11 protein-coding genes are annotated in these 14,342 nt (G+C 38.7%); 6 read left to right on the forward strand and 5 right to left on the reverse strand.

Features of this window, described 5'->3' with window-relative positions; all coding sequences use genetic code 11:
- From AY601_RS06260 to AY601_RS06280, 5 genes are all read left to right on the forward strand, one after another.
- Entirely contained in the window at positions 1 to 1,284 is a 1,284-nt protein-coding gene (locus AY601_RS06260; protein ID WP_068398019.1) for a hypothetical protein, read from the forward strand.
- 132 nt (positions 1,285 to 1,416) lie between these two features.
- Positions 1,417 to 2,013, forward strand: coding sequence for a TetR/AcrR family transcriptional regulator (locus AY601_RS06265; RefSeq protein ID WP_068398022.1), 597 nt, complete (start codon positions 1,417 to 1,419; stop codon positions 2,011 to 2,013).
- Between the two features lie 7 nt (positions 2,014 to 2,020).
- Positions 2,021 to 3,175 (forward strand): FAD-dependent oxidoreductase, encoded by a 1,155-nt coding sequence (locus AY601_RS06270; RefSeq protein WP_068398025.1) that lies wholly within the window; start codon positions 2,021 to 2,023, stop codon positions 3,173 to 3,175.
- Positions 3,176 to 3,274: 99 nt separating this feature from the next.
- Positions 3,275 to 4,141, forward strand: coding sequence for a hypothetical protein (locus AY601_RS06275; RefSeq protein ID WP_068398028.1), 867 nt, complete (start codon positions 3,275 to 3,277; stop codon positions 4,139 to 4,141).
- A 181-nt stretch (positions 4,142 to 4,322) separates the two neighbouring features.
- Positions 4,323 to 5,951 (forward strand): ABC1 kinase family protein, encoded by a 1,629-nt coding sequence (locus tag AY601_RS06280; protein WP_068398031.1) that lies wholly within the window; start codon positions 4,323 to 4,325, stop codon positions 5,949 to 5,951.
- Between the two features lie 68 nt (positions 5,952 to 6,019).
- Here AY601_RS06280 and AY601_RS06285 read toward each other — a convergent pair whose 3' ends face one another.
- Entirely contained in the window at positions 6,020 to 7,228 is a 1,209-nt protein-coding gene (locus AY601_RS06285; protein ID WP_068398035.1) for an NAD(P)/FAD-dependent oxidoreductase, read from the reverse strand.
- A 148-nt stretch (positions 7,229 to 7,376) separates the two neighbouring features.
- On the opposite strand from AY601_RS06285, the gene AY601_RS06290 reads away from it, so the two are divergent.
- Complete coding sequence (locus tag AY601_RS06290) at positions 7,377 to 9,410, forward strand: PAS domain-containing sensor histidine kinase (protein WP_068398038.1); 2,034 nt, start codon at positions 7,377 to 7,379, stop codon at positions 9,408 to 9,410.
- Between the two features lie 141 nt (positions 9,411 to 9,551).
- On the opposite strand, the gene AY601_RS06295 is transcribed toward AY601_RS06290, so the two are convergent.
- The 4 genes from AY601_RS06295 to AY601_RS06310 all read right to left on the reverse strand — a co-directional run bounded on the left by AY601_RS06295 (position 9,552) and on the right by AY601_RS06310 (position 14,238).
- Positions 9,552 to 10,307, reverse strand: coding sequence for a LytR/AlgR family response regulator transcription factor (locus tag AY601_RS06295; protein ID WP_068398041.1), 756 nt, complete (start codon positions 10,305 to 10,307; stop codon positions 9,552 to 9,554).
- Positions 10,300 to 11,400: a sensor histidine kinase gene (locus tag AY601_RS06300; protein ID WP_068398045.1), complete on the reverse strand. Its 1,101-nt coding sequence runs from the start codon at positions 11,398 to 11,400 to the stop codon at positions 10,300 to 10,302. Before AY601_RS06300 ends, AY601_RS06295 begins: the two co-directional genes overlap by 8 nt.
- 1 nt (position 11,401) lies before the next feature.
- Complete coding sequence (locus AY601_RS06305; protein ID WP_068398047.1) at positions 11,402 to 12,049, reverse strand: hypothetical protein; 648 nt, start codon at positions 12,047 to 12,049, stop codon at positions 11,402 to 11,404.
- Between the two features lie 80 nt (positions 12,050 to 12,129).
- Positions 12,130 to 14,238: a TonB-dependent receptor gene (locus AY601_RS06310; protein ID WP_068398050.1), complete on the reverse strand. Its 2,109-nt coding sequence runs from the start codon at positions 14,236 to 14,238 to the stop codon at positions 12,130 to 12,132.
- Positions 14,239 to 14,342: the final 104 nt, after the last annotated feature.

Here is a 14,342-nt window from a genome sequence, read left to right on the forward strand (position 1 = left end):
ATGAATAAGTATTTAGCGTTTTCAATTATTGCAATGATGATGGTAGGGTGTTCAGGTGAGCAAACTGACCAGTTACTATTGGAAAAAGACCGTCTGGGATTAGTGAAAAGCCTGACATCGGATAAAATTATATTCTGGAAATTCGCCAAGCTTGGGGTACGTGCATCTGCTGTAAAGGATACAATGATGCCTGAATATCGTGATCACGCTAAAGAGTTACGGGCGGTATCTGGGATTATTGATAAAATGGGTACTGGAAAAAATAATATTTCCCTGGTCGATGCTGCACTATTGTATCGGGATTATAGTAAAATTAAGAGTTTCGTGATCAAGACGGATGAAGATATATTTCCTCCGTTGTTAGATGGAATACAACCAAAAACGGCACCTCTACATCGTTCCGAAGCTGATAAAATGGTATTGCAAAACGGAGAACATGCTATTTTGAGTATGCTGGCGTTGGCAGCAAAAGATTTAGGGATGGAAATCTCTCTTTACGAATGCAGTAAGACACAACCTGATAAATTGCCTGATGGTGAAATAAAGACGCTGCTGCAATTTGTAAGGGGTTTACTATTTTTTACGAACAAGTTCTATTATTTATCGGAAGATGAAATTGGTAATAATATCAAATGGCTTGACAAACAGCAAAAAGTAGATTTGCCTTATACACGTGCATTTTTTAAATGGGGTAAATTTAATAATGAGCAGACGCACGTTGCTTTTCATGGTTTAAATCATGTTTTCAGAGGTCTGGATCGTTTAATGATGAAGCGTGATATTGATGAAACCAGGGCTTTGGACGACTTTGAGGTTTTCCTGGCAGATGCGCATCAATTAGGCATTCAAAATGAGACGGTATGGAGTATAGAGAGTTTTGTATATATCAAAAGAGGTAAAAATGAGCAGGCCATAGCCTCCCTGAATAAGTTAAAGAAAAGCCCTTTACTGAGTGATAGTGAGCGTGAATCTATACAGCAATCCATCGAATACCTGAATAAAAGGGAGCCTGATGCAAAACTTAGTGGTGTTTATGACAAATTCTTTATTGGTAAAATAGCGACCCGGCAAATGTTGGTTGTTTTGGCTAAAATTGATTGGAGAACATTCCTGAAAGAACATAACATTGTGCAAACTGATAAAATGTTTGATACGATAGATCGGTTTGAAGTAGTCAATGCCGAGCTGCAAAAGATGAGTGATCCCAAGTCCATTATCCAAAAAGGGAATGAGCTGAAAGATAAAAGCAAGAAATTGCTAAACACTATTCCTGACTTATTTTAATAAATAGCTGTTTTTGAGGTTGAAATGGGTGTCTGAGTAGTTTTTTGTATTATATATTATAAGTAAACGTTTATTTACTTATGTTTGTCTTATGATTTATCCTTTTCTACAGCGAAAGGGAAATCTTTGATTATGAGACCAAAGAATTTAGAGAAAGAGGAAGCAATCCGTACAATAGCCCTGCAGATAATTGCAGAGGAAGGGCTGGAGAACCTGAGCATGCAGAAATTAGCGAAAGCCGCTAATGTTTCTCCGCGCACCATTTATATCAAATACGAAAATAAGGAAGATTTGCTGATTACGCTTTTTATTGAAGATGTATTAGGAGCTTATGAAAAAGCTGTGCTGGAAAACTTTAATCCTGACGTGGATTTTAACCAGGGGGTTAAAAAGATCTGGCTCAACACTTTTCATTATCTGAAAGAGAACAGAAACTCATTTGCTTTACTTCAGTATGGTAAGTCATCGCCTTTGCTAAATAAAGCTTTCCAAAAGGCAAATATTAAACAAGGTCATTTCTTTGCACCCATACACGATTTTTTGCAATTGAATGTTGCTAAAAATATCATCAGAGATTTCCCGCATGATGTACACCGCGCTATGTTATTTTCCCCGCTTTTAGATCTGGTCAATGAATACTTTAATTATAAAGAGCGGCCTGAACAAATTATTACAGAGGAAATAATTCTGGAATGCTGTGAGGCCGTGATTAAAGGAATGCTTAAATAAATAGCTTATGAATACGATTGAAAACAAAAAGATTGCAATAGTTGGAGCTGGCCCGGGTGGATTAACATTGGCCAGGATCTTACAAAGCAGAGGTGCAAATGTCAAAGTATATGAAAGGGATGCTAATAGTGAGGCAAGGCCGAAAGGAGCGACTTTAGATTTGCATTATGAATCTGGTTTAAAGGCTATTGATGAGGCTGGATTAATGGAAGAGTTTAAGGCTAATTACCGTCCGGGTGCAGATAAATTACGGCTGACAGATCAGCATGCCAATATTATATTTGACGATCAGGGAAATAAAGAAGCAGCAGAGGCACCAGAAACATTCCGTCCTGAAATTGACCGTGGGCCTTTACAACAAATTTTACTGGACTCCTTATTACCGGAAACTGTTGTGTGGGGCAGCCATTTTATTTCGCTTTCCCCACAGGGAGAAGGTTGGGACCTGGAATTTCAAAATGGCAACGCTGTCTACGCAGATCTGGTAATTGCTGCGGATGGTGCAAATTCGAAAATCCGTCCTTATTTAACACCAATCAAGGCGCTGTATTCGGGAGTTACGGTTGTGGAAGGAGCAGTGTATCATAGTGAAATTGCGTGCCCTGAAATACATGCGCTATTAAATGGCGGAAAGATATTTGCCATGGGAAACGAAAGATCTCTGATTGTAAGTTCTAAGGGAGACGGTAGCCTGGTTTTTTATACGGGTGTGAATACAAACGAGGAATGGAGCCGGGAATGCGGCATTGATTTTTCTGATAAATATCAGGTAATAGATTGGTTTAAAAAAGAATATGAAGGTTGGGATAAAGTATGGCTTGAATTATTTGAAAACGCAAGTTCAGGATTTATACCGCGTCCGCAGTACTATATGCCGCTGGATCAGAATTGGGAAACTTTACCTAATTTGACTATGTTGGGAGATGCGGCGCATTTGATGCCTCCTTATGCAGGTGAAGGTGTGAATATGGCGATGCTTGATGCCCTGGAGCTGAGTAACTGTCTGACTAATGATAATTTTACAACTATCAAATCTGCAATTGCTGCTTATGAAGAAAACATGCGTTTAAGAGCTGTAGAAGTCACTGAAGCAACATTAGAATCAACGGCTGCCATACATTCTCCGAATGCTATTTCTTATTTAATTAATATTATTAGCTAATGAAAAACTTATTTTAATTTATGGATTAATTTCCTATATTAGAAATCTCTAAGGCAGAGCGCTCTTGGTCATAATGTTAAGATAAGTTTTACGAATAGCATGAATAATTTACCAGGACTAGGGATACTGAAAAGTAAACACGGTCCTCCTAAGATTTTTGTATTTTTTGCTGTCGGTATCTTTGTTTTTTTATCGGGGCTTGCCTGGCTGATCTATGTGAATGCAATTATTCCGGCAGAAGAGCAAAATCATCTCAGTTTTTCAAGTGTTATATACAATACAAATCTTTCAGGAGAAATTGACCGGCTTTATTGGGTTATCATTTTAATCATGGTAATTGCAATAGCTATATTGCTGGCAGCTGTAAGTTTTACAATCGGAAAGACTTATTATCTTTATGATAAGGGTATCGTAATTGAAAATAGCGGGCAGCTCAAAACAATACTTTTTGAAGATATAGATGACCTTGGATTATTTAGTTCGGGAAATAGCTTTAATCCCAACAACATAGCTTTCCGGAATAGAAGGGAGGGCCAATGGGAAATTATGACTGCAAGGAACAGACATATATTTAAAGCAATAGATTTGATTTCAAGCTATCATAAGGTACTGTTTACTGCTAAAGTATTCAAAGAACTTAAAAAGGGTAATCGTATTGTTTTTAACTATATAAGTGATCCTGATTTAAATGAAATTACAGCAAATGGAGAACACTTTGCCAAGTCAGCGAATTCATTTTTAAATTTGCCTCAAAAAGAGATCCTGGTCTATCGGCATCACCTGATTATTGATGAGTTAAGCCTTCGTATTGCAGATATCAGCCATTTCTTTATAGACGATGAGAGGATCAGTCTGTACAACAAGGATAATAAGATTGCTTTTACTACTTCTTTAATGGGTTTTTTTAGCAGTGAAAGTTTTATTACAGTATTGCACAGACTAATCAGAATGTCAAGAGAGTTATAGTTTCGGTTTTCCGTTACTTTCCCAATGTTGTTTGCTGTGTTTAGCATTGCAAATGCACTAATAATATAGTTAAACTACTATATGGTCGTCTTTATTCTGGCGTTAAAATTGAGTAAGGATGCAGGAGCAAGGGGGCTGATTATTTCAGACCTGTTGTGAATCTGGTTAAGGCTACAAACCTATGATGGAAAATCAAAAAAGAAAACTCAAAAGAACGGCATCACTCGTTAAAATATTGGCGAAGTATGGGTTTGAGGAACTATTAAATAATACAAGCAGTGAGGCTAGTTTGAAGGATTCATCGCTGAGTGTTTATGAACGCATCAGGATGGCTTTGGAAGAGTTGGGGCCAACCTATGTAAAATTTGGACAAGCTTTTAGCAGCAGAGAGGATTTGTTGCCTAAAGAAATGATTGTGGAATTACAGAAGCTGCAGGATAAAGTGGAATCCAGACCGATGGATGTGAGGGAATTGCTCAAAACTGATCTGGGCATTGATCCTGACGAGTTCTTTACCTCTATTGCGGAAGAGCCTTTTGCTTCTGCTTCTATATCACAGGTTTATAAAGCAGAATTAAAGAATGGCCAGTCTGTAATTCTGAAAATTAAACGTCCGGGGATACGTGAAGTTGTCGCCTCAGACATGTTGATTATGAAAGATATTGCCGGATTCTTGACCAGTTATAGTGAGGTGTTCCGCAGGATTAATCTGGTTGAGGTATTGGAGGCATTTGAGAAGTCTATTTTTCAGGAACTTTCTTTTCTGAATGAACTGGCTAATATTGAGCGCTTTTCCAGAAATTTTAAAGGTAATGAAGCGATTTACCTGGCGGGCGCTTATCCTGAACTATCTAATGATAGTATTTTGTGCATGGAATTTATAGCAGGAGCTAAAATAACAGACAAAGAAGCTATCATTTCAATGGGATTGAGTCCGGAGAAAATTACGCATACTGGTCTTGATCTTTATTTGATACAGGTATTGGAACATGGATTCTTTCATGCAGATCCACATCCTGGAAATTTGCTGGTGATGCAAAGCGGTAAGATTGCTTTTATAGATTTTGGTTCTATGGGCAGTATGATGCCTACAGAAAAGGTGATGCTGGAAGATTTTGTTTCTTATTTTATGGCAGAGGATGCCAGAAGATTAATCGCCACCATGAAAAAAATGGCAATACGTTTCAATGTGGCAGATGAAAGTAAACTGGAAAGGGACATCCATGAGTTTTTTAATTTGCTGGATGGGGTTTCTCTGGAACAAATGGACATTAAAGAAGTGCTGACTAAGTTTTCTGCGATTCTGAATAACAATGAAATACTGATGCCTGATCATCTTTACCTCTTGGTTCGCGGGATTGTATTAATTGAAGGGATTGGCAGAGCACTGGTACCGGACTTGAATATTCTGGATGGTTTACGCCCCTATATATTAAAGATTGCATTGAAGAGACTTAGTCCTGAGGAATTGAAGAAGAGTGGTTTAAAACTTTTAAGGACACTTACGGAGGCCTTGAAAACTATGCCCGACGATGTTCAGTCCATTATTAGCAAGCTGAATAATGGAGATTTAAAGGTTGTACAGGAAGTGAAGGGCTTGCCTGCGCTTAAAACAATGGTGGAACGTAGTCTGTCCAACCTCAGTTTGAGTGTCTTTCTGTCGGGATTATTGATCACTTCTGCTATCCTGATTTTGGCGGATAAACCGCCTAAATTTAATGGGATACCAATTTTAGCTTTATCGGGATTGGTGATCAGTCTTCTGATTGGAATAGTTATCCTGGTGCAGGCAATTTTCAAAAGAAAATAAGGTGAGTTTCACCCACAGTTCATTTTTTTAGCGATGAACTGTGCTTAGCGCATTCGTCAGCAATGAAGCTAGCGGTAGAAAATTTCAAAGTCTTTTTCACCATAATGTTCAGGTAGTTTTCTGTGACTGATCAGATGAGCTGCTACTCCTCCAATTGCATCAGAACACATCGCTGAATAACCATTACAGCCACTGGCTACATATAATCCAGGCTGATTGGTTTCTCCGATATACGGTCTGCCATGCACCGAACGGTTGATGATGCAACGTTTAGTCAGGTATTCAACAGGTTTAATATTTGGTAATATCTTTACTAATGCCTGTTTTAATCTATTGATAAACTGATCACTGTTTCCTTTTCTAAACCAATCCTGTACCTGCTTAATATGATCAAAGTAGATGTCTTCGGGCATGTTACAGCCCATTTTTATATAATAATGGCCATCGGGGTACTGAACGGGCTGAATCAGATATATTCCTTCGGTGATGGTGTTGTCAATTTCATAGAGTAACGAAGGGAGTTTTGCTAATTCTGATGCTTGTGTGGGTGTCAGTCTGGCTAACAGGATAATTTCATTTTTTAGTTGTAAATCCAGCTTCTGAGTGATCAGGTTATGGAAATTTACAAATGATCCGGCGGCCAGCAGTATTTTAGGCGCCTGATAAGAGTGACCTTCTTCTGAGGTGACTATATATCCACGTTTATGATGGGTAATAGCTAAAACAGTCTCCTTTAGATTTGTTCCATTATGCTTTTCAAAAATTGATAATTGTGCCTTTAGCAATAACCTGGGATTAATCAGACCTGAAGGTGAGGGTTCTAACAGACCCTGTGAACTTTCAGGAAAACTGTAATCACCAAAATCTGAAGCAAGCGCTGCACCATTGGCATAGGCTGTATAATCCAGGCTGAATTGGCTGGCCAGATAAGCTGCTTTATTTAAATATTCATCTCTCCCTGCTGGATTTACGTATAAACAGCCAACAGGATTGTGAAAATGTATGCCGCTTTGTTCTTGCAGGGTGCGGTATTGTTTAACGGAGTCCAGATTTAAACGTGTCCAAACTTTATCTTTTCCGATGATGCGTTGTACACGCGCCTGATCATAATGACTTGCAAAAACTGTGGATTTATCATAATCTGAAGGCTCATCCGGCCCTATAACAGCAATTCTCTTCTTTGTGATCGACAGATATTTAGCGGCTGCCGATCCAACTAATCCTTTACCAATAACAATAATGTCGAAATCCTTCATCCTGTTTGATTTTATCGCCATCAGTTTCAACGAATGGTTATGGAATATAAGGATTAATTATTTTTTAGCGATGAAAAATTCAGAGCGTTCATAGCAGGGCCTTATATATTTATACCTTCTTTTGTCAAAGTAAGCTTATCTTTGATAAATTCAAACCTACCTTTCTTTAATGATTCCTTCTAATGAACAGCTTTTTCAGTCCGTATTTAATTATGCCACTCTTCCAATGTTTGTGGTTAATACGGATTTTGTAATAATTGCGCATAATAAACAGCATAAAATAATTAGTAATACCCTTGATCAGGATATTATAGGTGTTAATGTAGGTGTAGCATTTGAATCTTTAACGGGGGCTGAAGCATTGACTTTACTAGTTGATAATTTGATGTTATCAAAGAATAATAAAGAAGTTACGCAATTGCCTTCTTTTCAATTTATATCTCTTGCGCCGCTAAATGATGAAACTGAGAATATCTGGCGGATAGAAATTGTACCGGTCTTAAATAATGCACAGGAGGTAGATTATCTATTAACAATCTGGCATGCCGTTCACCTGACTGCAGAAATTATTCCTGTTACCCAAAGCCAGCTCACAGAGGAAATAATGGCAACCAGCGGACAAGTTGAATCAGGTACTGAACAGCTTGAAGCTGCTGCTGAAGAGTTAGAAACGATCAGCGATGAATTAACGCAGACACAGGAAAAAATGAATAAGCTGAGTCAGGAACTGGAAGAGAAGGAAAACCTGGATGCTGATAAACATTCAGATAAGAAACAGGAGGTAGAGAGCCAGCGGGACCGGCTTAAAAGGTTCTTAATGCAAGCCCCTGCAGGGATATGTATACTGGATGGGCCTGAATTTGTTTTCGAACTGATTAATCCTTCTTTTCAGGAATTATTTCCTAACCGCAGTCTTCTTGGAAAAACTTTTGTAGCTGCTTTACCAGAAATCAAAGGACTGCTGATGTGGGAAATTTTGCAGGAGGTTTATGCCACCGGAGAAACTTTCCAGGGAAGTGAAATGCTTATTCCCCTTGCAAATGAAGAGACTGGAAATGCTGAGGAACGTTATTTTAATTTTATTTACCAGGCACGTTTTGATTCGACAGGGAAAATAGACGGCATATTGTTGTTTGTATATGAAGTGACGGATATGGTTTTAGTGCGGCTTGAAGTGCAGGAAAATGAGCAGCGTTTCCGTTTACTGTTAAATGCGATCCCACAAATTGCCTGGACCAATACAGTAGAGGGCGAAATCAATTTTTACAACGAGCAGTGGTATAGTTATACGGGAATGGGTGCCGAAGAAAATCAAAGCTTGGCTTTAAGGCAGATGATGCATCCTGATGATCTCAAAAATCATATTGAAAGGTTTAAAGCGATTCTGGCCAGTGAAGATAGCGGGCATTATGAGACGCGCTTAAAAGATGAAAATGGCGGTTACAAATGGTACCTGATCCGGATGCAGCCTATTAAAGATGATGAAGGTGTGGTTTTGCTTTGGATAGGGACAGCTACTGATATTAATGATCTTAAAATTTTACAGCAGCAAAAAGATGATTTTATCAGCATTGCTAGTCATGAATTGAAAACCCCGGTCGCTTCTTTGAAGGCTTCTATGCAGTTATTGGACCGGATGAAACATAATTCTTCTGAGAAGATGCAGAGTCTGATCGGTTTGGCTGGTAAAAGTGTAGATAAGGTTAGTGGTTTGATAGATAGTTTATTAGATTCAAATCAGCTGGCCGAAGGAGGGATTCCGCTTCATAAGACCTTGTTTAATTTATCTGAACTGATTGGAAGTTGTGCCGTGGAGGTATTCAGAGATGATCAAAGTCAGCTTGTAATTACCGGAGATAAAGATCTTTCAGTGAACGCAGATCAGGATAGGATAGAGCAGGTTATCATTAATATGTTGACGAATGCGGTCAAATATGCTCCGGGTTCAAAAGAGATTACTATAAATATTGAAAAGATAACGGATACGGTTAAAGTGTCAGTTACCGATAAAGGGCCTGGTATTCCTGCTGAAAAGACGCCTTATTTGTTCGATCGTTATTATAGGGTAGAGGATTCCAGACAACCTGGTTTAGGCTTAGGCCTTTATATATGTGCGGAGATTATTGCTAAACACGAGGGGAAAATAGGCGCAGATAGTGAAGTAGGAGTGGGTAGTACTTTTTGGTTTATCCTGCCGCTTTAGCGCTCAAATCCTGGTTCAGTTCAAATTTTGGTTCGGCTCAAATTCCGATTCAAGTTTCAAATTATAATTTGCAGAAAAGTTCGAATTTCCATCAAATCCCTAACTTTTCTGCAAATGCCTGCATCCGGTTTTAATTAGTTCTTAAATATCAAAAATATCTTTTAATGCGGGACCAAAACTTCTGCTGGAATTGAGTTTGGTACACTCAGCATCGTTCATGATAAAAAAGAATGCACCATTAAAACCTCTTTTTATTTCTTTGATTAAATCAGAATTGATAATTGTACTTCTATTAATCCTGACAAATTGATCAGGTAGTTTTTCAGCCAGTGCTGTGATCGTAAAATCTGTGAGGCTCCTTTTTCCATCTATAGTATTTAAAAAGACATACTTTTCTTCGGCGTCAATATAAACCAGGTCCTGGATTTTGACTAACAAAATTCTATCGCCGATTTTAACAGTCAGCGTTTTAACCTCTTTTTTTATCTTCAACTGGCGCATCAGCAGATCCAGTGGTATCGTGTAATCAGGCTCTTGCTGCTGAGTTTGCAATCTATTTACAGCTTTTGCCAATCTTTCATCTTCAATGGGCTTTAATAAATAATCGACAGATTCTTCTTCAAAAGCCTTTACCGCATATTGATCGTAGGCTGTTGTGAAGATTACTTTCGGTGATTTTGCCAGACGGCTTAACATTTCAAAGCCATTCAGGACTGGCATTTCTATATCAAGAAATACCAGGTCTGGATTAAGCTTTTCTATTTGTTGTAAACCTTCAGCTCCATTGGCTGCTTCTCCAACAATATGAATACAATCGTGGACAGCAAGAAGCCGTTTAAGCCTTTTTCTTGCCAATTCTTCATCGTCTATAATAATGGTAGTCCAGTGCTTACCCATGTGTAAAAGGAATGATAATTTTTATTTGTTTAATGGGTTGATTCAGGATTTGCACCTCGTAATCGCTACCATAAAGCAGCTGTAATTTTTCATAAGTACTTTGCAGACCGTATCCAGTTTCCAGTTCTTCAGGAAAAGGAACACCGTTATCGATCACAGCAATTGTAATTTTATCTGTTTTTTGTATTTCAACACGTAAAAGGGCATGGTCAGCTACATTTTTCAGTCCATGCTTCAGCGCATTTTCTACCAGCGGCTGAATCAGAAACCGGGGGATTTTATCGTTTGATAGTGCTTCATCAACTGCAATTATAAAGTCAATCCGGTCACCAAATCTTACCCTTTCAATATCAAGATAAGTACTTACAATCTCCATCTCTTCCTGAACAGTAACCAGGCTTTCCTGATTTTGATTGATACTGTATCTGAATAATTTAGAAAGCTGGATAGTCATGCGCTCCGCCTGATCAGGGTTTTCATGTATTAAACTGGCAATCGCATTCAGAGAGTTATATAAAAAATGAGGATTAATTTTAGATTGAAGTGTGGCCAGCTCTGCCTCGGTTTTCATTTGATTCAGCTTTAGGAGATTCATATTTTTCTCTCTTAGTTTCGCATTCATATTTCTTTTTTGCGAAGTGTAGATTTTAATAACCGTGCAGACAATAACAACTACAACAATACTGAACCGGGCATCTTCCAGGTGTAAGAAATGATACTCTTGATGAAAGAGCCATGCTTGAATCAGGTATATCATTTCTATAGCGATCAGCATCCCCAGAATACTGGACAGATAATATACAATCAGGAACAGCCATCCTTTTCCACTGCTGATTTTCATGATCTTCTGAGAAACGAATATGGTATTGACGATGCAAAAAGCAATGACCGTACTAAATAAAACCTGGTAAATAAGGCTTCTTGTGCTAATCCATTGCCCTTTGAATGCGCTGATCAGTAAGCAAAGTGCAATGCCTACCCCAATTCCAACGGGGATATTATAAAGGTTTAACCTCAGCCAGCTTATCGAGCTGAAATTGTTCAGACTTTTTTCCTGGTGCTGATCCTGATCGCAGTTATCTGATATTTTCATCTTATTTACATTGCGCTAATAATGTTTTGGCAGATTCTGCTCCCCAGTTGGGATCTATAGTATTTGCGGGCTTAAATATAGCAAATTTTGCTACTGCTGATTCTAAAAGTGATTTAGCTTTTGCTTTTCCACCACCGAAAGCTTCGGGTGTGTAAAAGATGTCCTGACCTCTGATCAAATCGGTACGTGGGTTTTCTGGATTAAGTGTTGCTGCTTTTTGCAGTGATTCAGCAGACTCACCCATCAGGTACATTCTTGCTCGCGGATCAACAGACATTTTCATAAATTGAAGTGCACCTCTTAAGGCATAAATTTCACTGTTATTTGCGGATAGGGCATCAGCTTTGTCAATTTCCAGCAGCGCTTTATCCCAGTATTGATCTTTCAATTCTTTATCTGCTGTCATGTATCCCGCATAAAGGTGGCAATAGGCAGCATAATAAGAAGGAAGCCATTCTTTAGTTTCTACTGCAGCAATGCGTTCAAATTGGTTTTCGGCTTTGAGGTAATCTTCGGCTCCTTTAGCATTAGCAATTAGTTCTAAACCACTTTTTATAGCTTTTGTAAATTTAGGATCGGCATTTTGTGCAAGGCTATTTAAGCTAATCAGGACAAAAAGTAAGGTGATTGATTGCATTAAAGTTTTCATGATGATTTGTTTTGATGTAGGGTTAAAATTTATAGATGTTTTATTTGTGTAATTCGTTTATCTGAATTTGAGTAATTCATTTATCTTACAAAGGTGTTATCACCGATAGTGATCAGTATACCTATCAAAAAATCTCTTTTTGCTGCAGGTACAACAGCTTGTCTGTTGAGTCCGTTGGCACTATATTGATAGCCATAAACCTGGTTGAATCCTGGTACATTATTGATGTTCAGGTACAAGACTGAAAATTGCTTTAAAACGTGCGTTAAGTAACTGACATTTAAGCTAAGCGTATTGAAGTTCTGTGTCTTGTCGGCCAGGTAAACCGGATTATTTGGGTTAACATAAGGTCTGCCTGAGGCGAAGGTATAAGTTCCCCCAAATTGGGTGTGTAAGGATTCAATGAAGTGTTTGTAGACTACAGAAATGGTATGTTTAGCTGCGAAGGAAGGAGTGGCCATCATTGGAAAATCCCTGAAATCTCTTTTGGTGTCCAGGAAGGAATAGGATAGCCAGTAATCTGCATTTTTGATACTCTTTTTATCTCTCCAGAACAGCTCGAAACCTTTGGCATAACCGCTGCCTGAATTGTTTGGATCACCATTGTTGATTTTAGTTAGCCGGTTATAGTCTTTATAATAGCCTTCGATTCTGAAGTTCCGGTCTGGTGTATTGATTTCATATTTAAGGATATAATGATCCGCGTGTTCAAAGTCTGTTGGTTTGATAATCAGATATTCATCTTCTGGGTTTTGGTAAAAGCGTCCATAAGCAAAGGATAGCTGTGCGTGTGCACTGGTTTTGAAACCCAAAGATGATCTTGGCGCCAGGTTATACTTTTTGAGGTAGGACGAATATTCACCTCTCAGACCCAGGCGAACAACAATTTTCTGGGTTAAAAATAGGTCTGTTTCTGCAAATCCTGAGCTGATCTGATCATTATATGCTCTGGCTAATCCATTTAAACTTTCCAGCCTGCCGGTATGGAATGTCTCTGCACCGAATTTGAAATTAGAGAGTTGTCCAAAGGATTTGGTTACTGTCGCTTTCCCTTCCAGCAAATGATCCTGACGGCTATAGTCGTTAACAGTCATCAAACCTGAATCTTTGTCTTTAGTATAAGCGATGCCCGTTTCCAGCTTCCAGCTGTTTCCAAAATATTCTTTATAAGTAGAATTGAGATAAATATTAAAATTGTGATTGCTGAAGTAATTTGGTGTTGCCGGTGTATCGATGTTGGCGCTGTACAGGGCGAGATTCGTTCTGCTGTAGGAAGCATAGATTTTAAACATACCAGTTGAGGATGTTTTTAGCTTGTACTGAAAGTTGCCTCCTAACTGTTCCGGTGCTTTGATATAATTATGCTGCTGTTTAATGAGACTATAAGCGGGAGATAAGTTATAATAATAACCCCCTATGGTAATTGCGCTATTCTTGAACCTGATGTTTTGATCAACGCCACCGCCAACTGAGAGTAAGGAGATGCCTGTGGTGGTTTTTTCAGGGAGATCAGTGCTTTCTAAAACCAATGCTGAAGATAGCGCCTGGCCGTATTGTGCAGAATATCCGCCAGCAGAAAAAGAAGTGCCTTTAAATAAAAATGCAGATAAGCGGCCTCTGGATGCCTGATCTGGAACGGTTGCATTGAAAGGGCTTTTAACCAGCATTCCATCAAAATAAGTCTTGGTTTCTGAGGCTGTACCACCTCTGACAAATAATCCGCTTTCTGAAAAAGAGGTTTGTGCACCCGGTAAGGTTTGCAGGGCTGCAAATATGTCGGCACGTGAACCGGCTATGGTTGCAATGTCCAGTGAGCTTAGTATTGCGCCTTTCTTTCCGTCACCGGCGATGAAAGAACCAGCACTGATGCTTACCGTTTGTAATTGATTTATAGCTTCCTTGATGCTCAGGTTAAGGATTAAGTTTCCCTGGCCGAGATTGAGCTGGATAGAATCTTTTTCAAAGTTCAAAGCTGAATATATTAATGTTGCAGGGCCTGATGTGGTCGTTGTAAAAGCGAATCTTCCTGTACTATCTGTAGAAGCACCATCGTAACTGTTTTTTAAACTGATATTGGCATTGGCTACGGTTATTCCCTTAGTGGTTTTGAGCACACCAGATATTTTAGTCTGTGCTTTGGCCAGGGTAAAAGAAAAAAGGAAAAGGAGCGATAATTTAAGCGGTTGCATAGCGTTCTGTATTTAATTATAGAACGAATATGGCGGGTAATTGGGCAGCTGCAAGGGCAAAGCCGATGAATGGTAGTATTGGCAGGATGAGTGGTCGTTTTATA

It is taken from the genome of Pedobacter cryoconitis, assembly GCF_001590605.1.
Classification (GTDB): Bacteria; Bacteroidota; Bacteroidia; order Sphingobacteriales; family Sphingobacteriaceae; genus Pedobacter; species Pedobacter cryoconitis_A.

Bases quoted from the DNA above. Each gene is read 5' to 3' on its own strand.
- AY601_RS06260 (WP_068398019.1), top strand. From the start codon at position 1: ATGAATAAGTATTTAGCGTTTTCAATTATTGCAATGATGATGGTAGGG.
- AY601_RS06265 (WP_068398022.1), top strand. From the start codon at position 1,417: ATGAGACCAAAGAATTTAGAGAAAGAGGAAGCAATCCGTACAATAGCC.
- AY601_RS06270 (WP_068398025.1), top strand. From the start codon at position 2,021: ATGAATACGATTGAAAACAAAAAGATTGCAATAGTTGGAGCTGGCCCG.
- AY601_RS06275 (WP_068398028.1), top strand. From the start codon at position 3,275: ATGAATAATTTACCAGGACTAGGGATACTGAAAAGTAAACACGGTCCT.
- AY601_RS06280 (WP_068398031.1), top strand. From the start codon at position 4,323: ATGATGGAAAATCAAAAAAGAAAACTCAAAAGAACGGCATCACTCGTT.
- AY601_RS06285 (WP_068398035.1), bottom strand. From the start codon at position 7,228: ATGGCGATAAAATCAAACAGGATGAAGGATTTCGACATTATTGTTATT.
- AY601_RS06290 (WP_068398038.1), top strand. From the start codon at position 7,377: ATGATTCCTTCTAATGAACAGCTTTTTCAGTCCGTATTTAATTATGCC.
- AY601_RS06295 (WP_068398041.1), bottom strand. From the start codon at position 10,307: ATGGGTAAGCACTGGACTACCATTATTATAGACGATGAAGAATTGGCA.
- AY601_RS06300 (WP_068398045.1), bottom strand. From the start codon at position 11,400: ATGAAAATATCAGATAACTGCGATCAGGATCAGCACCAGGAAAAAAGT.
- AY601_RS06305 (WP_068398047.1), bottom strand. From the start codon at position 12,049: ATGAAAACTTTAATGCAATCAATCACCTTACTTTTTGTCCTGATTAGC.
- AY601_RS06310 (WP_068398050.1), bottom strand. From the start codon at position 14,238: ATGCAACCGCTTAAATTATCGCTCCTTTTCCTTTTTTCTTTTACCCTG.